This window comes from Streptomyces sp. NPDC055254 (assembly GCF_053606025.1).
Genome location: NZ_JBSGQV010000005.1, coordinates 1 through 25019, shown reverse-complemented (window position 1 = coordinate 25019; position 25019 = coordinate 1). Strand labels below are relative to the sequence as shown.

24 protein-coding genes and 1 pseudogene are annotated in these 25019 nt (G+C 73.4%); 5 read left to right on the top strand and 20 right to left on the bottom strand.

Going from position 1 to position 25019, the window contains the following annotated elements:
* Positions 1–55 precede the first annotated feature (55 nt).
* Positions 56–1060 carry a ketopantoate reductase family protein gene (locus ACWFQ8_RS07055; protein ID WP_453785179.1) on the top strand — a complete coding sequence of 335 codons (1005 nt, stop codon included), beginning with the start codon at positions 56–58 and terminating at the stop codon, positions 1058–1060.
* 108 nt (positions 1061–1168) lie between these two features.
* Here ACWFQ8_RS07055 and ACWFQ8_RS07050 read toward each other — a convergent pair whose 3' ends face one another.
* The 15 genes from ACWFQ8_RS07050 to ACWFQ8_RS06980 form a co-directional block, all read right to left on the bottom strand.
* A complete protein-coding gene (locus ACWFQ8_RS07050) occupies positions 1169–2506 on the bottom strand; it encodes an RICIN domain-containing protein (RefSeq protein WP_453785178.1) in 1338 nt (445 codons plus the stop codon).
* A gap of 148 nt (positions 2507–2654) precedes the next feature.
* Complete coding sequence (locus ACWFQ8_RS07045; protein ID WP_453785177.1) at positions 2655–3428, bottom strand: sirohydrochlorin chelatase; 774 nt, start codon at positions 3426–3428, stop codon at positions 2655–2657.
* A 5-nt stretch (positions 3429–3433) separates the two neighbouring features.
* Complete coding sequence (locus ACWFQ8_RS07040; protein ID WP_453785176.1) at positions 3434–4330, bottom strand: ABC transporter permease; 897 nt, start codon at positions 4328–4330, stop codon at positions 3434–3436.
* Complete coding sequence (locus ACWFQ8_RS07035) at positions 4317–5111, bottom strand: ABC transporter ATP-binding protein (protein ID WP_453785175.1); 795 nt, start codon at positions 5109–5111, stop codon at positions 4317–4319. Before ACWFQ8_RS07035 ends, ACWFQ8_RS07040 begins: the two co-directional genes overlap by 14 nt.
* A gap of 33 nt (positions 5112–5144) precedes the next feature.
* Positions 5145–6293 (bottom strand): aliphatic sulfonate ABC transporter substrate-binding protein, encoded by a 1149-nt coding sequence (locus ACWFQ8_RS07030; RefSeq protein ID WP_453785174.1) that lies wholly within the window; start codon positions 6291–6293, stop codon positions 5145–5147.
* Between the two features lie 215 nt (positions 6294–6508).
* Complete coding sequence (locus tag ACWFQ8_RS07025; protein ID WP_453785173.1) at positions 6509–7849, bottom strand: sulfate adenylyltransferase subunit 1; 1341 nt, start codon at positions 7847–7849, stop codon at positions 6509–6511.
* Between the two features lie 2 nt (positions 7850–7851).
* On the bottom strand, positions 7852–8787 hold the full coding sequence (gene cysD, locus ACWFQ8_RS07020) for a sulfate adenylyltransferase subunit CysD (RefSeq protein ID WP_453785172.1): 936 nt from the start codon (positions 8785–8787) through the stop codon (positions 7852–7854).
* Positions 8784–9329 (bottom strand): adenylyl-sulfate kinase, encoded by a 546-nt coding sequence (gene cysC / locus ACWFQ8_RS07015; RefSeq protein WP_453785402.1) that lies wholly within the window; start codon positions 9327–9329, stop codon positions 8784–8786. The genes cysD and cysC overlap by 4 nt, the downstream gene beginning before the upstream one ends.
* A gap of 44 nt (positions 9330–9373) precedes the next feature.
* Positions 9374–10087 (bottom strand): phosphoadenylyl-sulfate reductase, encoded by a 714-nt coding sequence (locus tag ACWFQ8_RS07010; protein ID WP_453785171.1) that lies wholly within the window; start codon positions 10085–10087, stop codon positions 9374–9376.
* Positions 10084–10263 (bottom strand): hypothetical protein, encoded by a 180-nt coding sequence (locus tag ACWFQ8_RS07005; protein ID WP_453785170.1) that lies wholly within the window; start codon positions 10261–10263, stop codon positions 10084–10086. Before ACWFQ8_RS07005 ends, ACWFQ8_RS07010 begins: the two co-directional genes overlap by 4 nt.
* Positions 10260–11966, bottom strand: coding sequence for a nitrite/sulfite reductase (locus ACWFQ8_RS07000; RefSeq protein ID WP_453785169.1), 1707 nt, complete (start codon positions 11964–11966; stop codon positions 10260–10262). The genes ACWFQ8_RS07005 and ACWFQ8_RS07000 overlap by 4 nt, the downstream gene beginning before the upstream one ends.
* 216 nt (positions 11967–12182) lie before the next feature.
* The gene (locus ACWFQ8_RS06995; RefSeq protein WP_312847410.1) at positions 12183–12266 is read right to left on the bottom strand and encodes a putative leader peptide; all 84 of its coding nucleotides are present in this window, start codon (positions 12264–12266) and stop codon (positions 12183–12185) included.
* Positions 12267–12533: 267 nt separating this feature from the next.
* On the bottom strand, positions 12534–13097 hold the full coding sequence (locus ACWFQ8_RS06990; RefSeq protein WP_453785168.1) for a GNAT family N-acetyltransferase: 564 nt from the start codon (positions 13095–13097) through the stop codon (positions 12534–12536).
* A gap of 5 nt (positions 13098–13102) precedes the next feature.
* A complete protein-coding gene (locus tag ACWFQ8_RS06985) occupies positions 13103–14458 on the bottom strand; it encodes a GAF domain-containing protein (RefSeq protein ID WP_453785401.1) in 1356 nt (451 codons plus the stop codon).
* Between the two features lie 294 nt (positions 14459–14752).
* The gene (locus ACWFQ8_RS06980) at positions 14753–16441 is read right to left on the bottom strand and encodes an acyl-CoA dehydrogenase family protein (protein WP_453785167.1); all 1689 of its coding nucleotides are present in this window, start codon (positions 16439–16441) and stop codon (positions 14753–14755) included.
* Positions 16442–16458: 17 nt separating this feature from the next.
* On the opposite strand from ACWFQ8_RS06980, the gene ACWFQ8_RS06975 reads away from it, so the two are divergent.
* Entirely contained in the window at positions 16459–17574 is a 1116-nt protein-coding gene (locus ACWFQ8_RS06975; RefSeq protein WP_453785166.1) for a YihY/virulence factor BrkB family protein, read from the top strand.
* Between the two features lie 64 nt (positions 17575–17638).
* On the opposite strand, the gene ACWFQ8_RS06970 is transcribed toward ACWFQ8_RS06975, so the two are convergent.
* Positions 17639–18451, bottom strand: coding sequence for a class I SAM-dependent methyltransferase (locus ACWFQ8_RS06970; protein WP_453785165.1), 813 nt, complete (start codon positions 18449–18451; stop codon positions 17639–17641).
* A 283-nt stretch (positions 18452–18734) separates the two neighbouring features.
* On the opposite strand from ACWFQ8_RS06970, the gene ACWFQ8_RS06965 reads away from it, so the two are divergent.
* Entirely contained in the window at positions 18735–19526 is a 792-nt protein-coding gene (locus ACWFQ8_RS06965; RefSeq protein WP_453785164.1) for a helix-turn-helix domain-containing protein, read from the top strand.
* On the opposite strand, the gene ACWFQ8_RS06960 is transcribed toward ACWFQ8_RS06965, so the two are convergent.
* A complete protein-coding gene (locus ACWFQ8_RS06960; RefSeq protein ID WP_453785163.1) occupies positions 19409–19858 on the bottom strand; it encodes a VOC family protein in 450 nt (149 codons plus the stop codon). The genes ACWFQ8_RS06965 and ACWFQ8_RS06960 overlap by 118 nt on opposite strands.
* 441 nt (positions 19859–20299) lie before the next feature.
* Between ACWFQ8_RS06960 and rsgA the strand changes: the two genes are divergently transcribed.
* The gene (rsgA, locus tag ACWFQ8_RS06955; protein ID WP_453785162.1) at positions 20300–21421 is read left to right on the top strand and encodes a ribosome small subunit-dependent GTPase A; all 1122 of its coding nucleotides are present in this window, start codon (positions 20300–20302) and stop codon (positions 21419–21421) included.
* A gap of 597 nt (positions 21422–22018) precedes the next feature.
* Here the strand turns inward: rsgA and ACWFQ8_RS06950 are convergent.
* The 3 genes from ACWFQ8_RS06950 to ACWFQ8_RS06940 all read right to left on the bottom strand — a co-directional run bounded on the left by ACWFQ8_RS06950 (position 22019) and on the right by ACWFQ8_RS06940 (position 24312).
* Positions 22019–22504, bottom strand: a complete 486-nt coding sequence (locus ACWFQ8_RS06950) for a DUF456 domain-containing protein (RefSeq protein WP_453785161.1) — start codon at positions 22502–22504, stop codon at positions 22019–22021.
* A 24-nt stretch (positions 22505–22528) separates the two neighbouring features.
* Positions 22529–23506 carry a helix-turn-helix domain-containing protein gene (locus tag ACWFQ8_RS06945; protein ID WP_453785400.1) on the bottom strand — a complete coding sequence of 326 codons (978 nt, stop codon included), beginning with the start codon at positions 23504–23506 and terminating at the stop codon, positions 22529–22531.
* Between the two features lie 674 nt (positions 23507–24180).
* Positions 24181–24312, bottom strand: a complete 132-nt coding sequence (locus ACWFQ8_RS06940; RefSeq protein ID WP_453785160.1) for a hypothetical protein — start codon at positions 24310–24312, stop codon at positions 24181–24183.
* Between the two features lie 337 nt (positions 24313–24649).
* On the opposite strand from ACWFQ8_RS06940, the pseudogene ACWFQ8_RS06935 reads away from it, so the two are divergent.
* Positions 24650–25019: pseudogene (locus ACWFQ8_RS06935) on the top strand (protein phosphatase 2C domain-containing protein); the annotation flags it as partial.

Below are 25019 nucleotides of genomic sequence, written 5' to 3'. Positions count from 1 at the left end.
GCTTCCGCCATGCCCCGAAGGCAACGCGGGGGGCGGGATGTGCCAGGCTCGGTGCATGCGTTACATCATCATCGGCGCGGGCGCGGTCGGCGCCACCATCGGCGGACGGCTCGCCCGGGCGGGCGCAGACGTCGTCCTCGTCGCCCGGGGCGCCCACGCGCAGGCCCTGCGGGTGGACGGACTGCGGCTCACGACCGCCGACGGGACCCGGGTGCACCGGCTGCCCGTGGTGGCGGGACCGGAGGAGCTCGGCGAACTGCGGCCCGACGACGTCCTGCTGCTGGCCGTCAAGACCCAGGACGCCCTCGCCGCCCTCGACGCCTGGGGCGACGCGGAGGTCGCGGGCGGCGGCACGGCGGCCCAGCGGCTGCCCGTGCTGTGCGCGCAGAACGGTGTGGAGAGCGAGCGCCTCGCACTGCGCCGCTTCGCACGGGTGTACGGGGTGTGCGTGTGGCTGCCCGCCACCTTCCTGGAGCCGGGCGCGGTCTCGGCGCTGTGCGCACCGCTGACCGGCATCCTGCACCTGGGTCCGGCGGCGGGCGGCGCGGACGCGCTCGCCCGGGCCGTCGCGGCGGACCTCGACGGGGCCGGCTTCGAGGCACCGGTCGTCGAGGACGTGATGCGCTGGAAGTACGGCAAGCTGCTGGGGAACCTGGGCAACGCGATCCAGGCGACGACCGGCCCGGAGCCGGACCCGGCGAAGGCCGCGCTGCTGCTGCGCGCCGTCCGCGAGGCGAAGGCCGCGCTCGCGGCCGCGGGCATCGCGTACACCCCGGAGGCCGAGCAGTCGGCGGCGCGCGACGGGAAGGTGAACCAGCCGGAGGGGGTCCGGGGCGGCTCGTCGTGGCAGAGCCTGGCCCGGGGGACGGGGTCGGTGGAGGCGGACTACCTCAACGGCGAGATCTGTCTGCTGGGCCGGCTGCACGGGGTCGCGACCCCGGTCAACGACGTCCTGCGGCACGCCGCGAACATCTTCGCCCGCGAGGCGCTGCCGCCGGGTTCGATGTCCGTCGCGGACCTGACGGCGCTGGCGGACGAGGCCGCGACCCGCGGCCGGTGAGACCGGTCGCGGCTCGCGGCCCCGGTCCGAGCTCGCGGTCCGGGCCGGCGGTCCCGGCTCCCGGTCGCCGACCGGGGCCGCGCCGGGCCGCGCCGGGCCGCGCCGACGTTACTTCGGGGCGACCCAGACCTGGCGCTTGTTGGTGTTCGCCGTGTAGAGCTGGATCAGGGTGCCGTTGGCGGTCGAGCCACCCGTCACGTCGAGCACCTTGCCCGACGCCACGTGCACGATCTGCCCCTTGGCGTTGACGGACCACCGCTGCGCGGGGGAGCCGTTGCAGTCGTGGAGGCTGATCCTGTTGCCGTTCGTGCTCGCGTTGCGCGCGTTGTCCAGGCACTTGCCGAAAGCGCGGAACGTGCCGTCCCGGCCCAGGATCCACGACTGCGCGGGCGAACCGTTGCAGGTGTAGAGCTGGATCCGCGTGCCGGTGACCGCCTTGCCGCCCTTGACGTCCAGGCACTTGCCGCCCAGCCCGCTCACCCTGCCCTGCGGAGGCAGCGCGGCGCCCGCGCCCGCGGCCAGGAGGCGCAGGCCCTGCACGTCGAACTGCTGCACGTAGCCGCCGGCGCGCTTGTCCTGGTACGCGTACGCGGGCGAGCACATGACCGGGAACTGGCCCGAGTCCGTTCCCTTGACGCAGTCGCTCTTGGTCAGGCTGCGGTTGGCGTGCGTCAGTCCCAGGGTGTGCCCGAGCTCGTGGCTGATGTGGTTGCGCATGTACGTCTCGCCCATGGCGGCGGTCGGCTTGCCGGCCGAGGTGAAGAACTCGCTGTCGATGTAGGCGTGCCCGCTGGTGACCGTCTGGGGTACGGAGGAGTTCGTGAAGCCGCAGCTCAGGTTCGCGGTCCCGGAGCCGTCACGGACCACCTTCCAGCCCGTGCTTCCCATGGTGCCCTCACCGGCGGGCGGCAGGCACGGCCGGTGCAGCACGCCGATGATCACCTCGCCCTTGGGCCGCACGTACTCCCAGCCGACCGGCCGCGGGTCGACCGTGACCGGCAGGTTCGTGATGCGCTGCAGGTCCGCAGCCGAGGCCCGTACGTAGGGGCCGAGCCAGTCCGCGGACTTCTGGTCGTAGAACTTGATCGTGTAGCCGGTCGCCAGCCACTTCGTCGCTCCGCTCAGCTTCCACCCCGCGCCCTGCGGCGGTGCGGGGCTGTCGGCCGCCGCCGACGCCGCCATCGGCGCCGGCCGGGCCGCGGCGGGGTCGAGCGACATCACCCCGTTCTTGAAACCGGTGTGGTCGCTGCCGTACGGCGCGGAGTCCCCGTGGTGCGCGTCGGGCGCCGCCTCGGGCAGCGCCGCCGACACCTCCTGCCCGCTCACGGCCGTCGGCCCGCTGTCCTGTGTGCCGAAGGCACTGGGGGAGAGCTGGAGCCCTCCCACGATCGCCGCCACGGCCGCTGCCGCGACGACGGATATGCGTCGCTTGCCTGTGAATGCCAAGTCCCCGTTGCCCCTTCATCGTTCGTCGATTCACCTGCCCCCGGACCACGTCCGGGCGGCGGGAATCGAACAGATGATAGGGGAGGCGACGAAGAACCCCCGCAGGCAGTCCAGTTGGCGGCCTGCGGGGGTCGTGCCCGCAGCGGGTCTACGCGCTCAGCGCCGGCAGCCTCGCGGGCGCCGCGGCGGCCGCGTCGTAGCGGCGCAGCAGCAGCGAGGCCAGTTCCGGCGCGGGGCCCAGCACCCCGGCGAGGACATCGGCGCCCCCGGCCCGCGCGCCTGCCTCGATCCGGTCCGGCAACCGCCCCGGGGCGATGACGTACGGCGCCACCGCCACCCGGGCGAAGCCCTCGGCGCGCAGGGTCCGTACCGCGTCCTCGGTACGGGGGAACCCCTCGGGAGAGGCAGCGGAGGCGAACGCAGGCCGCACGGCGCACCAACCGGTGTGCCGCCACTCCCGCGCGGTTCGAGCGATCGCTGCGATCGCCTCCGGGTCTGTGGAGCCGGCGGACGCGAGCACCACCGCGGTGGTGGCGCGGTCCGCCGGGGTGAGGCCGGCTTCCGCGAGCCGGCGGTCGAGGGCGCCGAGGAGCAGCGGGGACGGGCCGAGGACGTCCGCCACCCGCACCGAGAGCCCCGGCAGCCGCCCGGTCGACTCGGCCAGCGCCGCCGGGATGTCGGCCTTCGCGTGGAAGGCGCGGGTCAGCAGCAGCGGTAGCGCCACGACCTCCCGTACGCCGGACAGGTACAGCGAGGACAGGACCGGTCCGACCGACGGCGTGTCGAAGTCCAGGAACGCCGTCTCCACCCGCAGCCCGGGCCGCAGCGCCCGCGCGCGCCGGGTGAGGGCGTGCACGGTCGCCGCGTGCCGCGGGTCGCGGCTGCCGTGGGCGATGACGAGGAGGGCGGGGGAGCCGAACACGGTGATCAGCTCTTGACCAGCAGGCCGCGGCTGCGCAGCACGTACCGCTCGATCGGGCTGAAGATCAGCAGGTCGATGGCGATGCCGACGACCAGGATCAGGATGATCGCGAGGAACACGCCCGGCAGGTCGATGTTGTTGCGGCCGTTCTCCAACAACTGCCCCAGCCCCAGGCCCAGGTCGGGCGAGCTGGCGATGATCTCCGCGGCCATCAGCGAGCGCCAGGAGAAGGCCCAGCCCTGCTTCAGTCCGGCCAGGTAGCCCGGCAGCGCGGCGGGCATCACGATGTGCCGGGCCCCGCGCAGACCGGTGGCGCCCAGGGTGCGGCCGGCCCGCAGGAACAGCGGCGGCACCTGGTCGATGCCGGAGACCAGGCCGTTGGCGATGGACGGGACGGCGCCCAGCAGGATCACCGTGTACATCATGGCGTCGTTGAGGCCGAACCAGAGCACGGCCGGCGGCACCCAGGCCACCGAGGGCAGGGACTGCAGGCCCTGGAGGATCGGGCCGATCGCGGCGCGGACGAACTTCACCCGGGCGACCAGCAGGCCGAGGGGGGTGCCGATCGCCAGGGCCAGCAGGAAGCCGAGCAGACCGCGCGAGACGCTGGTCCAGATGACCTCCAGCAGGGTCCCCTGGAGCCACATCGTGGACAGGCTGTCCCAGACCGCGGACAGCGGGGGCAGCTTGGTCTCCTCGGTGACCTTCGCCGCGACGAGGACCTGCCACACCGCGAGCACCAGACCGACGGCCAGGAGCGGCGGGAGGACCTTCTTGAGGAGGACCTCCCGGATCGGCGTGCGGTGGGTCTGGACCGCGTCGAGCGCGTCGAGGCCCGCCTCCAGACCGGCCAGGTCGTCGTTCTTGCCCGCGGCCTTCGGGGTGGTGTCAGTGCTGGCCATGGCGGCGGATCTCCCCACGCAGGTGTTCAGTGATCTCCAGGGACAGCTCCGCGACGTCCGCGTCCTCGATGCGGCGCGGCTGCGGGATGCCCACGGTCCATTCCTTCGCGATCCGGCCGGGCCGGGAGGAGAGGAGGACCACGCGCTGGGCGAGGCGCACGGCCTCGCGCACGTTGTGCGTGACGAAGAGGACGGACAGGTTCGTCTCTTCCCAGATACGGGTGAGCTCACCGTGCAGTACGTCCCGGGTGATGGCGTCGAGCGCGGCGAACGGCTCGTCCATCAGCAGCAGTTGGCTGTCCTGGGCGAGCGCCCGGGCCAGGGCCACGCGCTGGCGCATACCGCCCGACAGTTCGTGGACGCGCTTGCCGTACGAGCCGCCGAGGCGGACCAGCTCCAGCAGCCGCTCGGCCTCCGGGCGGCGGTCGGCCTTGGCCACCCCGCGCAACCGCAGGGCCAGTTCGATGTTCTTGCCCGCGGTCAGCCACGGGAAGAGGGCGTGCTCCTGGAACATCAGCGCCGGACGGCCGCCGGGGGTCGCGATGGACCCCGCGGACGGCTTGTCCAGTCCCGCGACCAGGTTGAGCAGGGTGGACTTTCCACACCCCGACGCCCCCAGGAGGGTGACGAACTCTCCCGGAGCGACATCGAGGCTGATGTCGTCCAGGACGAGCTGCGATCCGGCCGGGCCGGTGAAGGACTTCGAGACGTGCTCGATGCGCGCGGCGTGCGTCTGCTCCGCTACGGTGCCCTCGGCAGCCTTGGCAAGCGTGGTGGCCATGGTCGTCACCTCCTGGGGTAGCTGGTTACGGGGTTACTTGGCGCCGAGGCCGGCGTCGGAGACCTCGGGCTTGCCGGCGGCCTTCAGGACCTTGTTCAGGAGCGTCAGGTCGTAGATGCCGGCCAGGTCGGGCTGCTCGATGAGCTTGGCCTTGACCGCCCAGTCGGCCTGCGTCTTCAGCGTCGACGCCAGCGGGTCGTCGGTGATCGCGATGCTCGGCCACGCCGGGTCGATGACCTTCGCGTCGAGCGGCTTGCCGCCCTCCGCCTCCAACTTCGCGTTCGCGGAGGCCTTCGCCTTGTCCGGGTTCGCGTTGATCCACTCGTTGGTCTTCACCGTGCCCTTGAGCACGGCCTCGACCACGTCCGGGTGCTCCTTGAGGAACTTCTGCGACACGATGATGTTCGTGATCACGAACTTCTTGTCGGGCCACAGGGCGGTCTCGTCGAGGAGGACGGCGCCGCCGTCGGAGACGAGCTTGGAGGCCGTGGGCTCCGGCACCCAGGCGCCGTCGATCGAGCCCTGCTTGAAGGCGTCCGGGGTGACCTTGTTGTCCGTGCGGACGACGGAGACGTCACCCTTGCCGGACTCGGGGTCGACCGTCCAGCCCTTCTCGGAGATCCAGTTGAGGAACGCGACGTCCTGCGTGTTCCCCTTCTGCGGGGTGGCGATCTTCTTGCCCTTGAGGTCGTCCAGGGTCTTGATCTTGTCCGGGTTCACGACGAGCTTCACGCCGCCGGAGGCGGAACCGGAGATGATCCGCAGGTTGGAGCCCTTGGACTTCACGTAGCCGTTGATCGAGGGCGAGGGACCGATGAAGCCGATGTCGAGAGAGCCGCCGTTGAGGGCTTCGATCTCGGACGGGCCGGCGTTGAAGGCCTGCGGCTTGATCCTGGTGCCGTTCAGCTCCTTCTCGATCAGGCCTTCCTGGAGCCCGACGAGCGCGGTGGCGTGCGTCAGGTTCGGGAAGTAGCCGATGCGCACCTCGGGAGCGGAGAGCTTCTTGCCCGCGTCGGCCACGTTGGCGGCCTTGTCCTCGGGCTCGTCCTTCTTGGCCTCGGCGCCGTAGCCGCAGGAGGCGAGCGCGCCGATCAGGAGCGGGAGGGCGGCAGCGGCGACGACGCCGCGGCGCAGACCGGTCTTACGGGAACGGCTGGAACGGGTGGTACCGGTGGCAGGCACGGGAGGACTTCCTCTCGGTGCGCCGTGGGGTCACGACGCATGTCTTCGTCTGTGGAGCAGGGGCGGGTACAGCTCGTGGGAGGTGTGGGCGCGCATGCGGTGCGCGTACGTCATCACGCACATCGCGCCACCCCTCCCTGGCCGCTGCCGAGGGAGCCGCTGCCTACGCGGCCGCCCTCCTTCGCGAAGGTGGAGTAGATGTCGTCGAGCATGGGCTAGAAGTCCCACCCTTCCTCATCGGCCTGGACGGTGGTCTCGGCCTGGGAGGCGAAGGACTCGCCCGCCATGCCGGCCGCGAGGGTCGTACCGTCGGCCGGGTCGATCAGCAGGAAGGAACCGGTGCGGCGCGAATCCGCGTACGCGTCGAGCGCGAGGGGCTCGGCGGTGCGGACGACGACGCGGCCGATGTCGTTGGCCACCAGCTGCCCCGGGTTCGGGTGCTGCGACAGGTCGTCCAGGGTCAGCCGCGAGGGGATCTCCTTGACGATCGCCTTGACCGTGCGCGTCGTGTGCTTGATCAGCACCCGGGCGCCGACGGCCAGCGGCTGGTCCGCCACGTGGCAGACCGTCGCCTCGACGTCCTGCGTCGTGGCCGGGGCACTCGCGGACGGCGCGATCAGGTCGCCGCGCGAGATGTCGATGTCGTCCCGCAGCCGCAGGGTCACCGACTGCGGGGCCCAGGCGATGTCGACGCTCTCGCCGAGGGCGTCGATGCCCTCGATGACGCTCGTACGGCCCGAGGGCAGCACGGTCACGGTCTCGCCGACGCGCAGCACGCCGGAGGCGATCTGGCCCGCGTAGCCGCGGTAGTCGGGGTGCTCCGCGGACTGCGGGCGGATCACGTACTGCACCGGGAAGCGCGCCGGGCAGGTGGTGAGGTCGTGGCTGACCGGGACGGTCTCCAGGTGCTCCAGCACCGTCGGGCCGCCGTACCAGTCCATGTGGGCGGAGGCGTCCACCACGTTGTCGCCGGCCAGGGCCGAGATCGGGATCGCGGTGATCTCCGGGACGCCCAGCTCCGAGGCGTACGCGGTGAACTCCTCGGCGATCGAGGCGAAGACCGCTTCCTGGTAGTCCACCAGGTCCATCTTGTTGACGGCCAGGACCACGTGCGGGACGCGCAGCAGCGCGGCGACGGCCGCGTGCCGGCGGGTCTGCTCGATGACGCCGTTGCGGGCGTCGACGAGGACCACGGCCAGGTCGGCCGTGGAGGCGCCGGTGACCATGTTCCGGGTGTACTGCACGTGCCCCGGGGTGTCCGCGAGGATGAACCGGCGGCGCGCGGTGGCGAAGTAGCGGTACGCGACGTCGATGGTGATGCCCTGCTCCCGCTCGGCCCGCAGGCCGTCGGTGAGCAGCGCGAGGTCGGGGACGTCCTGGCCGCGCCGGGCGGAGACGGCCTCCACGGCCTCCATCTGGTCGGTCAGGACCGACTTGGAGTCGTGCAGGAGCCGGCCCACCAGGGTGGACTTGCCGTCGTCGACGGAACCGGCGGTCGCGAAGCGCAGCAGCGTGGTCGCCGCGAGGTCGGCGAACTGCTCTGTGGTGCTGGTCATGTCTAGAAGTACCCTTCGCGCTTGCGGTCTTCCATCGCGGCCTCGGACATCTTGTCGTCGGCGCGGGTCGCGCCCCGCTCGGTGAGCCGGGAGACGGCGATCTCGGCGATCACGGCGTCCAGCGTGGCGGCGTCGGAGTCGACGGCGCCGGTGCAGGACATGTCACCGACGGTGCGGTAGCGGACGAGACGCGTCTCGGGCACCTCGCTCGACTTCGGACCGCCCCACTCGCCGGCCGTCAGCCACATGCCGTTGCGCTGGAAGACCTCGCGCTCGTGGGCGAAGTAGATCTCCGGCAGCTCGATGCCCTCGCGGGCGATGTACTGCCAGACGTCCAGCTCGGTCCAGTTCGAGAGCGGGAAGACCCGGACGTGCTCGCCGGGGGCGTGCCGGCCGTTGTACAGCTGCCACAGCTCGGGGCGCTGGCGACGCGGGTCCCACTGCGAGAACTCGTCGCGGAGGCTGAACACCCGCTCCTTGGCACGGGCCTTCTCCTCGTCACGCCGGCCCCCGCCGAAGACCGCGTCGAACCGGTGGCTCTGGATCGCCTCGGTCAACGGGACGGTCTGCAGCGGGTTGCGGGTGCCGTCCGGACGCTCGCGCAGCTTGCCCGCGTCGATGTAGTCCTGGACGGACGCCACGTGCAGCCGCAGTCCGTGCTCCTCGACCGTGCGGTCGCGGTACTCCAGCACCTCGGGGAAGTTGTGCCCCGTATCGACGTGCAGCAGCGTGAAGGGCACCGGCGCCGGCGCGAACGCCTTCAGCGCCAGGTGCAGCATGACGATGGAGTCCTTGCCGCCGGAGAAGAGGATCACCGGCTTCTCGAACTCGCCCGCCACCTCGCGGAAGATGTGCACGGCCTCGGATTCGAGGGCGTCCAGGTGCGACAGCGCGTACGGAGCGTCCGTGCCGCCGTGCAGGTGAGCGACGGTGGTCATGCCAGACCCCTCTCGGTGAGCAGCGCGTGCAGGGCCGAGGCCGACTCCTGCACGGACTGCGTGTGCGACTCGATGCGGAGGTCCGGGGACTCCGGTGCCTCGTACGGGTCGTCGACCCCGGTCAGACCGGTGATCTCGCCCGCCGCCTGCTTGGCGTACAGGCCCTTCACGTCACGCTCCGAGCACACCTCGACCGGAGTGGCCACGTGGACCTCCAGGTACGCGGTGCCCTCGGCGGCGTGCCGCTTGCGCACGGCCTCACGGCTGTCCGCGAACGGCGCGATCACCGGTACCAGCGCCTTGACGCCGTTGCTCGCGAGGAGTTCGGCCACGAAGCCGATCCGCTGCACATTGGTGTGCCGGTCCTCGCGGCTGAATCCGAGGCCGGCGGAGAGGAACTCGCGGATCTCGTCGCCGTCGAGCACCTCCACGCGGTGGCCCTCGGCGCGCAGCCGCTCGGCCAGCGCGTAGGCGATGGTGGTCTTGCCCGCGCTCGGCAGCCCGGTCAGCCACACGGTGGCGCCCTGGTCGCTCACGCTCATCTGGTTCTCCGTCAGTTCTTTGCTGTCCGTCATCAGCCGTGCCATCAGCCGTGGAGTCCGCACTCGGTCTTGCCGCGCCCGGCCCAGCGGCCCGCCCGCGCGTCCTCGCCCTGCGCCACGCGGCGGGTGCAGGGGGCGCAGCCGACGGAGGCGTAGCCGTCCATCAGCAGCGGGTTGGTGAGTACGCCGTGCTCGGCGACGTAGGCGTCCACGTCGTCCTGGGTCCAGCGCGCGATCGGCGAGACCTTGACCTTCCGCCGCTTCTCGTCCCAGCCGACCACCGGGGTGTTCGCCCGGGTCGGGGACTCGTCGCGGCGCAGGCCCGTGGCCCAGGCGTCGTACGCGGTCAGGCCCTCTTCGAGCGGCTGCACCTTGCGCAGCGCGCAGCACAGGTCCGGGTCGCGGTCGTGCAGCTTCGGACCGTGCTCCGCGTCCTGCTCGGCGACGCTGCGACGCGGCGTGAGGGTGATGACGTTGACGTCCATCACCGCCTCGACGGCGTCACGCGTGCCGATGGTCTCCTCGAAGTGGTAGCCCGTGTCGAGGAAGACCACGTCCACGCCCGGGAGGACCCGGGACGCGAGGTGGGCGACGACCGCGTCCTCCATCGAGGAGGTCACGGCGAACTTCTTGCCGAAGGTGTCGGCCGCCCAGCGCAGGATGTCCAGGGGGGAGGCGTCCTCCAGGTCCCGGCCCGCGCGCTCGGCCAGTTCCCTCAGGTCGGCCGTTTCCGTCCCCGTGTCCTGAATGGTCGTCATATCGCGTCCCCTCCAGCGGTGTCGGACCGGACTCCTCGGGCCAGCAGCCCGAGGTACTTCAGCTGGAAGGCCCGGTTGCAGGCCCTGCATTCCCAGGCGCCGTGGCCCTGCTCGTGGGGGAACAGGTCCTCGTCGCCGCAGTACGGGCAGTAGAACGGGGCGGCGCGCTCGCTCATGACAGCGCCTCGTCACTGGCGCGGGTCACCCAGGAGGCGAAGCGCTCGCCGTCCTCGCGCTGCTCCTGGAAGCGGGTGACGACCCGCTCGACGTAGTCCGGCAGACCGGCCGAGGTGACCTTGAGGCCGCGGACCTTGCGGCCGAAGCCGGCCTCCAGGCCGAGGGCGCCGCCGAGGTGGACCTGGTAGCCCTCCACCTGGTTGCCCAGGTCGTCCAGGACCAGCTGCCCCTTGAGACCGATGTCCGCCACCTGGATACGGGCGCAGGCGTTCGGGCAGCCGTTGATGTTGATGGTGAGCGGCTCGGCGAAGTCCGGCAGGCGGCGTTCCAGCTCGTCGATCAGCGAGGCGCCGCGCGCCTTGGTCTCGACGATGGCCAGCTTGCAGAACTCGATGCCGGTGCAGGCCATCGTGCCGCGGCGGAACGGGGACGGCTGGACCCGCAGGTCCAGTGCCTCCAGGGCCGCGACGACCGAGTCGACCTTGTCCGCGTCGATGTCGAGCACGATCATCTTCTGCTCGGCGGTGGTGCGCAGGCGGGTGGAGCCGTGCTGCTCGGCGACATCCGCGATCTTGGTGAGGGTGGCGCCGTCGACGCGGCCGACGCGCGGGGCGAAGCCGACGTAGAAGCGGCCGTCCTGCTGCTGGTGGACGCCGACGTGGTCGCGCCACTGGCCGCTGGGCTGCTCGGGGGCGGGGCCGTCCGTCAGCTTGCGCCGGAGGTACTCGTCCTCCAGGACCTGGCGGAACTTGGCCGGGCCCCAGTCGGCGACCAGGAACTTCAGCCGGGCGCGGGTGCGCAGGCGGCGGTAGCCGTAGTCGCGGAAGATCGAGATGACGCCCTCGTAGACGTCCGGGACCTCGTCGAGCGAGACCCAGGTGCCGAGGCGGACGCCGAGCTTGGGGTTGGTGGACAGCCCGCCGCCGACCCAGACGTCGAAGCCGGGACCGTGCTCGGGGTGGTGCACGCCGACGAAGGCGATGTCGTTGATCTCGTGCGCCACGTCGAGCAGCGGTGAGCCGGAGACCGCGGACTTGAACTTGCGGGGCAGGTTGGAGAAGTCCGGGTTGCCCACGATGCGGCGGTAGATCTCGTCGATGGCGGGCGTGCCGTCGATGATCTCGTCCCGCGCGATGCCGGCGACCGGCGAACCGAGGATGACGCGGGGCGTGTCACCGCAGGCCTCGGTGGTGGACAGGCCCACCGCCTCCAGGCGGCGCCAGATCTCCGGGACGTCCTCGATCCGGATCCAGTGGTACTGCACGTTCTGGCGGTCCGTGAGGTCCGCCGTGCCGCGGGCGAACTCCTCGGAGATCTCGCCGATGACGCGCAGCTGGTCGGTGGTCAGCCGGCCGCCGTCGATGCGCACGCGCAGCATGAAGTACTTGTCGTCCAGCTCCTCCGGCTCCAGGATCGCGGTCTTGCCGCCGTCGATCCCGGGCTTGCGCTGGGTGTACAGGCCCCACCAGCGCATCCGGCCGCGGAGGTCGTTGGGGTCGATCGAGTCGAAGCCCGCCTTGGAGTAGATCGTCTCGATGCGTGTCCGCACGTTGAGACCGTCGTCGTCCTTCTTGAACTGCTCGTTGCCGTTGAGGGGCGTGTGGTGTCCGACGGCCCACTGGCCCTCACCGCGGTGACGGCCGGTCTTGCGGCGCGCGGCGGCTGCGGGCGCGGCTGCGGGCGTTTCGGGGGTGGCGGCCATGGCGGTACGTCCTTCTTCGGCGGCTCGACGCAGGGGCAGGGGGAGTGGCGGCGCGCCCCTGCCGCGTCGGCGACGCTGAGCGGGTGTGGCTGGTCACCGCGCCGTGTCCGGGATTGCCGGCGGGCAGGGCGGTATTCGGCCTACAGGGAGCGAGCGGGTGATCGACGCGTCCGCGGCGGCGGGGACTGCGGCGATGTGCGGCGGGTGCTGGTTCCGTCAGCGCGCCGGACAGATGGCGCTGGACATGCGGCCGAGGTCGACGTGCCGCCGACTCACCAAGGCAATTCCAGCTCCATTCATGGCGGAAGCGTGTCATGTGCCGATTGGAGGAGTCCACTACTGTCCACGATGCGGACGAAGTCGTCCCGAATCGCGAGATGACGTGACCGGGGTCACGCTGCGGGGAGGTTCCGCCGCCCCGGCGCGGCCCCGGCGCGGCCCGGCTCCCGCCGCCGCCGATCCCCGTCCGGAACCCCCCCGCGCCGCCCGTGTCCACGGCCGAGCGCTGCTTTTCGGCCGCCCGGAGCCCCAGCGGGGACGTGCGCGCCTCCGCGGCCCGTCCGAGGGCTACGCGCCGGGCCAGGGGCCCGGGGTCGGGGCCTCCTCCTTCGGCTCCGTCTCCGTCCTGAACAGCTTGAAGCCCCGCCGCAGGTAGTTGTCCATGGCCGTCGGGCCGTCCTGGCTGCAGGTGTGGAGCCAGACGCGGCGCGTCGGCTCGCGATCCGGCCAGCGCGACGCCAGGTCCCACGCGCGGGCGACGCCCACCGACAACAGGTGCCCGCCCGTCCGGCGGCCCCGGAAGTCCGGCAGCAGACCGAAGTACATGATCTCCACCACACCGTCGTCCTGCGGATCGAGCTCGACGTATCCCGCCGGTGTCCCCCGGTCGTACGCCACCCAGGTCTCCACTCCCGGCCGGGCCAGCTGCTCCACCCACTGCGCGCGGGTCAGCGACAGCCGGTCCGTCCAGTGGATGTCCCCGCCCACCGAGGCGTAGAGGAAGCGGCTGAACTCGGGCGAGGGGACCTCCGCGCGGACGACGGTGACGCCGGGGCCCGCCGGGGCCGCCTCGACGAGGTCCGACGGCGACGTCATTTCCAGGGACCAAGTGGTGACAGTGATGGTGCTCATGCAGGTCAGGGAATCATGCCCGTACCCGTCCGGCCCAGTCCGCCGGTCCCCGCGCCGGCGCCGCGCGCGCGGGCCCGGACCACCGACGGGGCCGTGGAGTGGGGGAGCAGCGACGCCGGGTCCTCGGGGCGGATCAACTCCACCTCCATGTCCTGCGCGAAGCGGTACGGCCGGTGCGACAGGACGCCCGCCAGGTAGCGCCGTACCCGGGACAACTCCGCCCGCACCGTCACCGTCCGCGTCGGATCCCCGAACAGCTCCCCCGCCAGCTCCGCCGCCGAGCGGCCCCGCGCGCTGTCCGCGAGCAGGAACAGCAGCTCCGCGTGGCGCGGGCTCAGCACCTGCGACCAGCTCCCGGCGGCCCCGTAGACCGTCGCCGACCAGGCGCCGGGACGGCTGAGGTCCAGTACGAGCCGGGTCGCCGTCGCGCCGGTACGCCGGCCGGTGCCCGCAGGGCCCCCGCCCGCACCCTCCGCTCCGCCCCCGTCCGCGCCCGTACGCTGCTCCGCGACCCGCAGCAGCCAGCCGCCCGGCAGCGGCTCCACCACGCAGTGGCCGAGCTGCGGCACCCACACCGGCCCCGGCCCGAAGCCCTTCGGGAGCGGGATGCGGTCGACCGGCGCCATGCCCGTGACCGCCGCCGCCCAGCCGTCCCCGTCCACCGCCAGCGCCCGCCCCGCCAGCCGGGCCAGCAGCGGGGCGGCGAAGGTCCGCAGCCGCTCCAGCGACTCCAGGTGCCGGATCCGCAGCTCCCGCTCCGCGAGCCGGGCCACCGAACTCACCCACGCCAGCGTCGCCGGGTGCATCGTGGCCAGCGGCCCGCTCACGTCGAGCACGCCCAGCAGCCGCCCGTCCCGCGGGTCCCGTACGGGCGCCCCCGCGCACGTCCAGTCGTGGTGGCTGGAGACGAAGTGCTCCGCCGAGAACACCTGCACCGGCCGCCGCGTCACCAGGGCGGTGCCCACCCCGTTCGTCCCCACCACGGCCTCGTCCCAGTCCGCCCCCACCGCGAACCCCAGCCGGTCCGCCTTGCGCAGGATGGAGCTGTGGCCCTCCCGCCACAGCAGCCGGCCGTCCGCGTCGGCGACGACCATGATGTGCAGCGCCTCGTCCAGCGAGGGCAGCAGACCCTCCCGCAGGACCGGCAGGACCTCCCGCAGCGGCGAGACGTGCCGCCGCTCCTCGGTCTCCGCCGCCGACAGCATGCGCGAGCGCGCGTCCCGGTCCGGGTGCACCCCGCCGGCGAGCATGCGCCGCCAGGACTCGGCGATCTCCGGTCGCGGCGCCGCCGGCGGGCGGTCCCCGGCCAGCGCCGCGGCCCGTACCCCCTTGAGCAGACGGGCGGCGTCCCGCGCGTCCATGGCCGAGATGCGTGCCACGTCGACCGTGCTGCCTGCGGTGTGGGCCACCGGAACCTCCCCGTGCGAACAGGACGTACTGCGCAGGCCGCCCGGGTGGTCCGGAGGTGCCGCGTCCCGGCGGCGCCCCCGGCGGGCGACCGCCGACTCAAGGTTGCAACGGTATGCAACTCTCGCCAAGTCCCGGTCGGGCGACCGAAACTGTGCGGACGCCGCCCAGCGGCGCGACAGCTCCTCCTCGGGGCTTCTCGGGTCAGGGGTGGTGCCGAGTCGGCGCGGTGCCACCCCTGGTCCCGGTCAACGCGTCCGGATCCCGGCGCGGGGCGTTTCGGGGACCGGGCTCGTGCCCGTGATCCGAGCCCGTTCCACCACCGCGCCCAGGTTCAGGCTGTGCGGCAGCGTGCCGAAGGCCGCCCCCCAGTCCCCGCCCAGCCGCGAGGCGCAGAACGCGTCCGCCACCTCCGGCGGCGCCCAGCGCACCAGAAGTGACCCCTGGAGCACCAGTGCCATCCGCTCCACGACGCGGCGGGCCCGGGCCTCGACGCCCTCCAGGTCCGCGAGGTCCGTGAGCAGGTTCTTCACGGCCGCGTCCAACCGGTGGTCGGCGCCCCGGGCCAGGCCGATCTCCTCCAGGAAGGCGCCGAGGGCCTGCGGCTCCCGCTGGAGCGCCCGCAGCACGTCCAGGGCCTGGACGTTGCCCGAACCCTCCCAGATGGAGTTCAGCGGGGATTCGCGCAGCAGCCGCGGCAGCCCGGACTCCTCGACGTAGCCGTTGCCGCCCAGGCACTCCAGGGCCTCCGCGACCATCGGCGTACAGCGCTTGGTCACCCAGTACTTGGCCGCGGGCACCGCCAGGCGCAGGAAGGCCTTCTCCTGCTCGGTGCCCGCGTCGTAGGCGGCCGCCAGGCGCAGGGTCAACGTGGTGGCGGCCTCCGACTCCAGGGCGAGGTCGGCGAGGACGTTGCGCATCAGCGGCTGGTCGATGAGCGGTGATCCGAAAGCAGAGCGGTGCTCCGCGTGGTGCACCGCCTGGGTCAGCGCCTGGCGCATCAGTGAGGCCGAGCCGATCACGCAGTCCAACCGGGTCGCCGCGACCATCTCGATGATGGTCCGCACCCCCCGGCCCTCCTCGCCCACCCGCCGCGCCCAGGTCCGGTCGAACTCCACCTCGCTCGACGCGTTCGACCGGTTCCCCAGCTTGTCCTTCAACCGCTGGATGGCGAAGACGTTGCGCGTGCCGTCCGGCAGCACCCGCGGCACCAGGAAGCAGGTCAGCCCGCCCGGCGCCTGGGCCAGCACCAGGAAGCCGTCGCACATCGGCGCCGAGCAGAACCACTTGTGCCCGGTCAGCAGGTACTCCCCGGAGGCGTCCAGCGGCACGGCGGCCGTCGTGTTCGCCCGTACGTCGCTGCCCCCCTGCTTCTCCGTCATCCCCATGCCGAAGAGCACCCCGGCCTTCCGCGAGGCCGGCCGCAGCCCCTCGTCGTACACGTGCGAGGTAAGCCGGGGCTCCCATTCGGCCGCCAGCACCGGATCGGTCCGCAGCGCCGGTACGGCGGCATGCGTCATCGAGACCGGGCACCCGTGCCCCGCCTCGGCCTGCGACCAGACGAAGAACCCGGCGGCGCGGCGCAGGTGCCCCGCCGGCCGGCCCCAGGCGTCCGTCAGCCCGGAGGTCACCGCGTGCCCCAGCAGCCGGTGCCAGGACGGGTGGAAGTCGACCTCGTCGATCCGGTTCCCGTACCGGTCGTGCGTGCGCAGCTTCGGCGGGTTCTCGTTCGCCTGCGCACCCCACTCCTGGGCCTGCGCCGAGCCCGCCGCGCGCCCGATTCCGGTGAGTTCCTCCCTTACCTCGCCGAGCAGTGCGGGTTCCGCGGCGGCGAGGTGCCGCTCCACGCCCTCGGTGAGGACCCGGTCGCTTCCGTAGACGTCGTGGCCCACCAGGGGCGGGGCCTGGTTGCTGACTGTGTGGGTGGTGGCTGCCATGCGGATACCGTAAGGACGTGCAGCCAGCAAAAGAAACACCCGAGCGGCTCCCGGGACGGCTCCACCGGGCCCGCGCCCTCTACCGCAACGTCTCCAAGCGGAAGATGACCTGGCTGCTGCTGAAAGACACCGTCAACTCGTGCATCGAGTACCGCATCCTCGGACTCGCCGCCGAAGCGGCCTTCTTCACCCTGCTCTCGCTGCCCCCGCTCTTCCTCGGCCTGCTGGGCCTGCTCGGCTACGTGGACGGCTGGACCGACACCCACACCGTGGCCAGCATCGAGGAGAACGTCCTGGGCGCCGTGGGCACGGTCCTGTCCGAAAGCGGCGTCAACGACATCGCCAGGCCCCTCCTGGACGACGTCACCGGGCGCGGCCGCCCCGACCTGATCTCGATCGGCTTCGCCATCGCCCTGTGGTCGGGCTCGCGCGCGGTGAACGTCTTCATCGACACGATCACGGTGATGTACGGGCTCGACGGGCAGCGCGGGATCGTCAAGACCCGCCTGCTGGCCTTCCTGCTCTACCTGATCGCGCTGCTGATCGGCGCGATCGTGCTGCCGCTGATGGTGGTCGGACCGGACGCGGTGGTACGGCTGGTGCCGTGGGGCACGGAAGTGATCGCGGTCCTGTACTGGCCGACCGTCACGCTGCTGTCCATCGCCTTCCTGACCACGCTCTACCACGTGTCCGTCCCGGTGCGCTCGCCGTGGATCGAGGACGTGCCGGGCGCGCTGGTGGCCCTGGCCATGTGGGTGGTGGGCTCGTTCCTGCTGCGCATCTACCTGACGAACACCGTCGAGGGCCCGACGATCTACGGATCACTGGCGGCGCCGGTGGCGGTACTGCTGTGGATCGGCATCTCGGCCTTCGCCGTGCTGGTCGGCGCGGCCGTGAACGCCGCCATCGACCGGGTCTGGCCCTCGGTGGCCACGGCGGCGGCGCGCGAGGCCAACGAGCGGGCGCGCGAGCTGGAGGCCGCGCAGTTGATCGCTCGGGCCGCGGCCTGGCGGGCGATGGCGGAGGGGGAGTCGGAGGACGACGACGACGAGGGGATGCCGTCGGAGTTCCCCGAGCGCTGGTCGAAGTTCCTGCCGCCGGAGGACTACTCGGCGCGGCTGCGCAAGCACTGACGGGCGGCGGGAGGGGCGGCCGGAGGGGCCCCGGGAGGAGCGCCGGGAAGGCCCCCGCCGCCGATCACCGGGGGCTCCGCACGCCCCAGGCCGTGAGCATGCCGGGGGAGAGCGCCGCGCAGTCCGGCGAGTGAAGGTAGCGGATCGCCGCGTCGACCGTCGCGTCGTCGACCAGCCCGGTGGCCGTCATCGCCTCCCGTGCGCGGTCCCACGTACCGGCCCAGAAACGGCTGATGGGGCTGCCCGGCAGCAGCGGGGGGACGTGGATCTCGGCGCCCACGGACGTGAGGCCGGCCTCCTGGAGCCGGCGCGGGTAGTCCGGTACCCCCGAGACGTCGGTCCCCAGCGTGTCCCCGAGCCCTTGCCACATGGCCCGCATCGCCCGGTGGTAGGCGGTGGTCGGCGCCGCGGGGGTGGTCAGGTCGACGGCGTCGCTGAGCACCAGCACGCCGCCGGGGGCCACCAGGGAGGCGAGCTTGCCGATCATCCGCTGCCGGTCGCGCAGGTGCATCAGGACGAACCGGGCATGGACCAGCCGGAACCGGCCGGGCATGAACTCCGGATCGGTGATGTCCGCCTCCAGGGCCGTGAGCCCGGGTGCCGGGTGCTCCCGGAGGAATCGCGTGTCGCGGTCGACGGCGAGGACCTCCGCGACGCCGGCCGCGTCCAGGAGGAGGCGGGCGACGGTGCCCGTTCCCGCCCCCACGTCCAGGCAGCGCCAGCCGGGGCCCGCCCCGAGCTCTCGCAGCCGCGCCAGGGTGACGGCGTCGTACGTGAGTGCGCCCAGGTCGATGCGTTCGTCCTCGCCGGCCTGCTCGGGCCGGAACACCGCCTCGCCGTACCGGCCGGCGGGCGCGCCGTCGCCGTCGCCGCTCATGGCGCCGCCCCGGTGTCGGGAACGGGCGTCGCGGGGGTGCCGGGCTCCGGCGGGTGGTCGTCGAGCGGTCTCACGTCCGGGCCTCTTCACGGAGCAGGGGCAGCGCGTGCGGCCCGTGTCCGCGCCGCCGCCCACCGATCCTGCCCCGACCGCCCCCCGCCCCGCCGAGGCGCGCCGGGCCTGCTCCGAAAGAGACGCCGCCGCGCGGCCCTCCGCCGTGCGACGCACCGCACCGGACGCCGCGACCCGGCAACACTTTCCGGCCCGGCACTAGCCTGGAGGGGTGTACGAGGAAGCACCGTCGGCGGCCGTACCCGGGGCCGTGCTGTGGCGGGCCGACGGGGGCGGCGGGACGGTGCTGCCCGACGGGTGCATGGACCTGCTGTGGGTCGACGGGCGGCTGCTGGTGGCGGGGCCGGACACGCGTCCGCATCCCGCCGGGGAGGTCGCGGGCGGCGCCTTCGCCGGCATCCGGCTCGCGCCCGGTACCGCGCCCGCGCTGCTCGGCGTACCCGCGCACGCGGTGCGGGACGGGCGGGTGGAGCTGACCGAGCTGTGGCCCGCCCGGGAGGTGCGCCGACTGGCCGGCGGGGCGGGGCTGGCGGCGGGGTGCGAGGACCCCCGTACGGCGCCGGAGGCGCTGGTCGCGCGCCGCGCCGCCGGGAGCGCGCCGCCCGACCCGCTGGCCGCCGAGGTCGTGGCCCGACTGCGGGCCGGCTCGGCCGTCGCGGACATCGCGCGGGCCGTGGGGCTGGGACCGCGCGGGCTGCACCGGCGCTCGCTCGACGCGTTCGGGTACGGCCCGCGGACCCTCGGCCGCATCCTGCGGCTGCGGCGGGCGCTGGCGCTGGCCCGGGCGGGCCTGCCGTACGCGGAGGTCGCCGCCGTCGCCGGCTACGCCGATCAGGCGCACCTCGCCCGGGAGGTACGGGCCCTGGCGGGGACCACGCTGAGCGCCTACACCAGGGGGCCGGACGGGGGTCCGGACGGGGGCTCGGACGGGGCTTCCGACGGGGCTTCCGACGGGGCGAACAGGGAGACTCCGCAGCCGTCCGGGTCCAGGACCACGGCGTAGCGCTGCCCCCAGAAGGCGTCCCAGGGCTTCAGGTGGCCGGGGTGTCCGGCGGCCGTCAACTCGGCGTACAGCGCGTCCACCTCGGCAGGTGAGTCGCACAGGAAGGCCAGGTCGCGCCGGCCCTCGCCGACCGGCGGGGTCCAGCCGGGATCGAAGGAGCGGATGACCTCCTCCGTGTCCCAGGCGATCCGCAGCCCACCGGGAAGCACGGCCTCCACGTGCGGCTGCTCCTCGGAGCCGGCCGGTACGTCCAGCCCGAGGCGGCGGTAGAAGGCGAGCGAGGCGGCCATGTCGGAGACGACCATGCCGATCATGTCGAGTCGTGGAGTCATACCGGCAGGCTAGCCACGCCGCCGTCCGCCCGTCTTGAACGTTTCGGACACGCCGCCGCCGGCCCGCATACCGTCGGCGCCGCCTGGGCTCGGACCCGGCGTCGGGGCCAAGTACCCGCCCGAGCGCCCTGGTCGAGCCCCGCCGGGGCCGGTGGGTGCGCGTGGGGCGGCCGTCCGGGCCCGACCGGCAGCCGGGTCCGTAAAACAGGTGGCCCCGCCCTTTGCGTGCTTGTTACGGTGTTGGTGTTCCCGCCGATCGGCGGGGACTTCGGCACGTGCATGACCCGGAGGTGAGTTCGTTGATGACTGTCGTCGCGCAGGGCGCTGCCCGCACTCAGAAGTCCATCGATGTCACTTCCGTGGTCTCCGGCTGACCTCACACTTTTCCGCCCGCCGCCCAGCGAGCGCGCGCTGCCGGGGCCGCCCTGTGAAGGGTTCCCCTTGTCTCTCTCCGTTTCTTCTTCCTCCACCTCCAGCTCTTCCCCGTCCGTCCAGTCCCTCGCCCCCTTCGGCTGGGACGACGCATGGCAGGCCGAGTTCGCCCCCTACGCCGAGCAGGGGCTGCTGCCCGGTCGGGTCGTACGGGTCGACCGGGGCCAGTGCGACGTCATGACGGCGGACGGCATCGTCCGCGCCGACACCGCGTTCGTCACCCCGCACGACCCGCTCCGGGTGATCTGCACCGGCGACTGGGCCGCCGTCGAGGCGGCCGGAACCCCGCGCTACGTGAAGGCGTACCTGCCGCGCCGGACCGCCTTCGTACGGTCCACCTCCTCGAAGCGGTCCGAGGGGCAGATCCTCGCCGCGAACGTCGACCACGCGATCATCGCCGTCTCCCTCGCGATCGAACCGGACCTGGGGCGCATCGAGCGCTTCCTGGCGCTGGCGTGGGAGTCGGGCGCGCAGCCGCTGGTGGTCCTGACCAAGGCGGACCTGGTCCCGGACCCGGTCTCCCTCGGCTACCTCGTACAGGACGTGGAGACCGCGGCACCGGGCGTCCAGGTGCTCACCGTGTCCTCCCGCACGGGGGCGGGCATGGACGTCCTCGCCGCCGTCGTCGGGGGCGGCACGAGTGTGCTGCTCGGCGTCTCCGGCGCGGGCAAGTCCACGCTGGCCAACGCGTTGCTCGGGGAGGACGTGATGGAGGTCCAGGCAGCCCGCGAGGTCGACGGCAAGGGCCGCCACACGACGACGACCCGCAACCTCCTCGTGCTGCCGGGCGGCGGCGTCCTGATCGACACCCCGGGCCTGAGGGGCGTCGGCCTGTGGGACGCGGAGGTCGGGGTCGGCCAGGTGTTCTCGGAGATCGAGGACTACGCCGGCCGCTGCCGCTTCCACGACTGCGCGCACGAGGCGGAACCGGGGTGCGCGGTGCTGGCCGCCGTGGACGCGGGGGAGTTGGCCGAGCGGCGCCTGGACAGCTACCGGAAGCTGCTGCGGGAGAACCAGCGGATCGTGGCCAAGACGGACGCGCGGCTCCGTTCGGAGATCCGCCGCGAGGGGCGCCTCCGGATGGCGGAGGGCCGAGCGAACTACGAGGCCAAGCGCCGCGGCCGAGCCTGACCCGCCCGGGGGGCCGGCGCCGCCCGAGGCGCGCCCGGGCGGCGCCGGCTGCCGCGCGGCCGTGCCTGTCGGGCGCGGCCGTGCCCCTGCGGGGCCGCTCCCCTTGCGGGGCGGGGGTTTCTGGCCGGAGTGCGGGGGGTCGGGGTGGGGGTGTTGTCCGGACTCATGATTCATGGCGCCTGCGGGCGGTTGTTCTGTGCGAGGGCGTTGGCGCCCACACATCAGTTCTGCGTCCCGGACAACACCCCACCTCGCCCCGGCCCGTGTCCAGGTTCCCGCACTGGGGGCCCGGGCCGGCAACCGGCTGCGGCGGGAGGCCGCTGGACTTCCAGGTCCTCCCGGAGGAGGACAGGGACACGCCCACGGCGGTCGAGGCGGTCGTGATCAGGCGGAGGACGAGGCGGCGGGTCCTGGTGACGGTCATGGGAGGCCTTCGCGGGGAGGGGCGGGGGTCGTGCCGCGCGGGGCCGGTGCGGCCGGCGGGCGGAACTCCATTGCGCCCCGGACGGGTGCCCCGCGTCACGGCCCGGAAAGTCGGGGCTTGACAGCCCGGCGGGTGTCACGACCCCGCCGCCGCCGGGGGCAGCGGGCGTGTGGTCAGCTCTCCGTCAGGACCGCGGTCAGCCAGGCCGCCAGGAGCAGCAGGCACGCGAAGAGTTCCACCAGCACGCTCGTCCCCACCGCCCGCATCATCGCGCGCACCGACGACCACGCATCGCCGTGGCCGCCCAGCCGGAGCCGTTCACACAGGTAGATGCCGCCCACGAAGCCCGGGACCGCGCCGAGGACCGGGACCAGTACGAAGCCGAGCAGGGCCCCCGCGCCCGCGAACACCGCTGTCCTCGGGGTCACCCCCACCCCCCGCGGCCGGCGCGGCGGGAGGAGCCACTTCACCACCTGCACCACCAGCAGCAGGGCCGTCGCCGCGACCAACAGGCTCCAGGACAGCGACGACCGCTCGTGCAGCGCCCACCACAGCAGCCCCGCCCACACCAGCCAGGTCCCCGGTACGCCCGGGACCATCACCCCGAGCGCGCCGAGCAGGAGCACCAGCCCCACCAGGAGCAGCTGAGGCAGATCCATCTGCTCAGCGTGACCGACCTGGGGCTATCGGGCCACCCAGCCCCGTTCGTACGCGTGCCAGCCCAGCTGGAGCCGCGTCGTGACTCCGGACAGCTCCATCAGGCCCTTCACCCGCCGCTGCACCGTCCGCAGGCCCAGCTCCAGGTGCTTGGCCACGCTCGTGTCCGTCATGCCCGCCAGCAGCAGCGAGAGGATCTCCAGGTCCGTCGCGTCGGGGGTGCCCCCGGACTCCTCCGCCGTGCCGGCCGCGCCCAGCCGCAGCGGCAGCGATTCCCGCCACACCGCCTCGAACAGCCCCAGCAGGGATTCCAGCAGGCCCGACGCGTGCACCACCAGCGCCGCCGGCTCCGCGCCGCGCGAGGTCAGCGGCACCATCGCCAGCGTCCGGTCCGCGATGACCAGCTTCGACGGGACCTGGCCCGTCACCCGCACCCGCTCGCCCCGCGCCAGTGCCGTCGACGCCTCCCGGATGCCGCTCGGCAGGGTCAGTACGTCCCGTTCGATCACCACCCGGTACTCGACCCCGCGCCCGGCGGCCCGGTCCTCCGCCTCGTTGTCGGTGCCCGGCACCACCTGCGGCCGGCCGCTGACCAGCGCGCACACCTCCTTGGCGGCGCCCAGCTGGAGTTGGTGGAAGCGGTGCGCGACGGCGCCGGCGCCCTGCACCACCTCCACGAGGTCGTGCACGGCCGGCTCGGAGGCTTCCGCCCGGTACTCCTGCGCCAGCAGCGCCGCCGCCCGCTCCGCCTGCTCCAACTCGTGCCGCTGGCGGGTGAGGAGGGCGCCCAGCGCCACCCCCGGCGGGGCCGCCACCCACCGGCCCGGGCGGGCCGAGGACCGCGCAGCCAGGCCGTGCCGCTCCAGGTGGCGCAGGGCCCGTTCGGTCTGCGGCACCGGCAGGGTCAGCCGGTGCGCGAGGTCGGGCACCTCCGCCGCGCCCAACGCCACCAGCGTCCGGTACGCCGACTCCTGACCCTCGTCCAGGCCTATCGCACCCAGCAACCCGTCCACCCCTCCACCTGCCTCTCAGCACCGCGCCCGGCGGGAAGCGGCCACGGCGGAACCCGCCGCGGCCATCATCGCCGCACCCCCCGCCTCTCTGTACAGGTGGCGCCACCTCAGCACCGACATCCGTCGGCCGAAGGCCACTTGTACGGCAGCTTTGCCGCGCGATGCGGCAGTTGGCCGGAATTCACCTGGGCAGAGCGACGTGCCCGATATCGCGTATCGCGTACGGCGGTACGAGGGGCCACCGCGGCCGTCCCGGCCGTCGCCGCCGTGGGCTCGTCCACGGCACAGCCGAGTGGCGGAGCGCCCACCGGCAGACCCCTCGCCGGGAGGGAAGCGGCCGGCCACCCCGCCGACACGGCCATGCCGCGCGCGGTTGGCTCACGGCCGCTGGTGCGGACCCGCCGGCCCGGCAAGACCTGTACGTCTACTCCGAGAACGCCGTCAGGCGCTCGCGGCGGGACCGGTCGACCCCGTGCTCTCCCGCGCGACCCCGGCCGCGAGGACGCGCTGGCCGCGGAACGGCGTGGCGACCCGATCGGCCCGGCCGCCGTGGGAGGCGACGGCGCCCGTCTTCGATGTCCCGGCCGGCGAGACCCGGTACGAACTTACCCAGCACATCGAGAAGTTCGGCCCGCCGTCGCGCGTCCGGCAGCGGTCCACGTCGGTCAGTACGCCGTGGGCGTCGCCTCGAAGCTCGACGCGTCGGCGTACTCGCGGGGCCTGCCGGTCCTCTTCCCGAGGTACGCGGCCCCGCTGGACGGGACGAAGACCGTCGCGGCGGCGGACGGCCGGCGCATCGGGCTGGGCGTCAGCGGGCACGCGGGCTGCGCGCCGGGCGCGTTGACGGCGGCGAAGCTCGTACTTCTACGACGGCGAGCTGGACCGAAGCCGAGGTCGAGGCCGTGCGGCGCGGTGGCGCCCGGACCACGCCGGAGCCTTCGGCGAGCCGGTGTCCTCGAAGGTCGAACCGACGGGCGCGAAGGGCGCCCGGGTCACCCAGCCGGTCGCGGACGGGCGTATGACGTCCGCCCGTCCGTACGGGTTGTACGGGAGGAGTCCACCGGGCGGCGGCCCGGTGGACCCTTTTCGCGCGTTTCGCGTTTTCGGCCCCGGCGGGAGGCCGACAATGAGGGCATGAGTCAGCGGGGCGCGGACGACTGGTGGCAGAAGCTCTACGAGGACCCGGACCCGGGAACGGAGCCCGATCCGGGGGACACGCTGGACAACCGCTTCCGGTCGGCGGCGGTGGTCGTGACCGACCCGGCGCCCGGCGCGCCGGGCCGGCCGGCGGCCCCGGCCCCCGGGCAACCGGGGCCTGCCCCGGTCCCCGAGGCGCGCTCCGGCCGCACGGCCCCGCCGCGGCCCCCGGAGCCGCTGCTGCCGGGACCCCGCCGCGCGGAGACACCGCCGGCGCGCGCGGACGACGGCGGGACGGCTCCGCCGTACTCCCTGCCGCCGCCGGAGTACCGCCCGGCCGCGGACCCCGTCCCGCCGCCGGAGTACC

Bases quoted from the DNA above. Each gene is read 5' to 3' on its own strand.
- ACWFQ8_RS06995 (WP_312847410.1), bottom strand. From the start codon at position 12,266: ATGAATGGAGCTGGAATTGCCTTGGTGAGTCGGCGGCACGTCGACCTC.
- ACWFQ8_RS06960 (WP_453785163.1), bottom strand. From the start codon at position 19,858: ATGACTCCACGACTCGACATGATCGGCATGGTCGTCTCCGACATGGCC.
- ACWFQ8_RS07025 (WP_453785173.1), bottom strand. From the start codon at position 7,849: ATGACCAGCACCACAGAGCAGTTCGCCGACCTCGCGGCGACCACGCTG.
- ACWFQ8_RS06985 (WP_453785401.1), bottom strand. From the start codon at position 14,458: ATGGACGCGCGGGACGCCGCCCGTCTGCTCAAGGGGGTACGGGCCGCG.
- ACWFQ8_RS07005 (WP_453785170.1), bottom strand. From the start codon at position 10,263: ATGAGCGAGCGCGCCGCCCCGTTCTACTGCCCGTACTGCGGCGACGAG.
- cysC (WP_453785402.1), bottom strand. From the start codon at position 9,329: ATGAGCGTGAGCGACCAGGGCGCCACCGTGTGGCTGACCGGGCTGCCG.
- ACWFQ8_RS07000 (WP_453785169.1), bottom strand. From the start codon at position 11,966: ATGGCCGCCACCCCCGAAACGCCCGCAGCCGCGCCCGCAGCCGCCGCG.
- cysD (WP_453785172.1), bottom strand. From the start codon at position 8,787: ATGACCACCGTCGCTCACCTGCACGGCGGCACGGACGCTCCGTACGCG.
- ACWFQ8_RS07035 (WP_453785175.1), bottom strand. From the start codon at position 5,111: ATGGCCACCACGCTTGCCAAGGCTGCCGAGGGCACCGTAGCGGAGCAG.
- ACWFQ8_RS07055 (WP_453785179.1), top strand. From the start codon at position 56: ATGCGTTACATCATCATCGGCGCGGGCGCGGTCGGCGCCACCATCGGC.
- ACWFQ8_RS06970 (WP_453785165.1), bottom strand. From the start codon at position 18,451: ATGAGCGGCGACGGCGACGGCGCGCCCGCCGGCCGGTACGGCGAGGCG.
- ACWFQ8_RS06980 (WP_453785167.1), bottom strand. From the start codon at position 16,441: ATGGCAGCCACCACCCACACAGTCAGCAACCAGGCCCCGCCCCTGGTG.
- ACWFQ8_RS06950 (WP_453785161.1), bottom strand. From the start codon at position 22,504: ATGGATCTGCCTCAGCTGCTCCTGGTGGGGCTGGTGCTCCTGCTCGGC.
- ACWFQ8_RS06990 (WP_453785168.1), bottom strand. From the start codon at position 13,097: ATGAGCACCATCACTGTCACCACTTGGTCCCTGGAAATGACGTCGCCG.
- ACWFQ8_RS07040 (WP_453785176.1), bottom strand. From the start codon at position 4,330: ATGGCCAGCACTGACACCACCCCGAAGGCCGCGGGCAAGAACGACGAC.
- ACWFQ8_RS06940 (WP_453785160.1), bottom strand. From the start codon at position 24,312: ATGCGCCGGCCGTCCGCCGCCGCGACGGTCTTCGTCCCGTCCAGCGGG.
- ACWFQ8_RS07010 (WP_453785171.1), bottom strand. From the start codon at position 10,087: ATGACGACCATTCAGGACACGGGGACGGAAACGGCCGACCTGAGGGAA.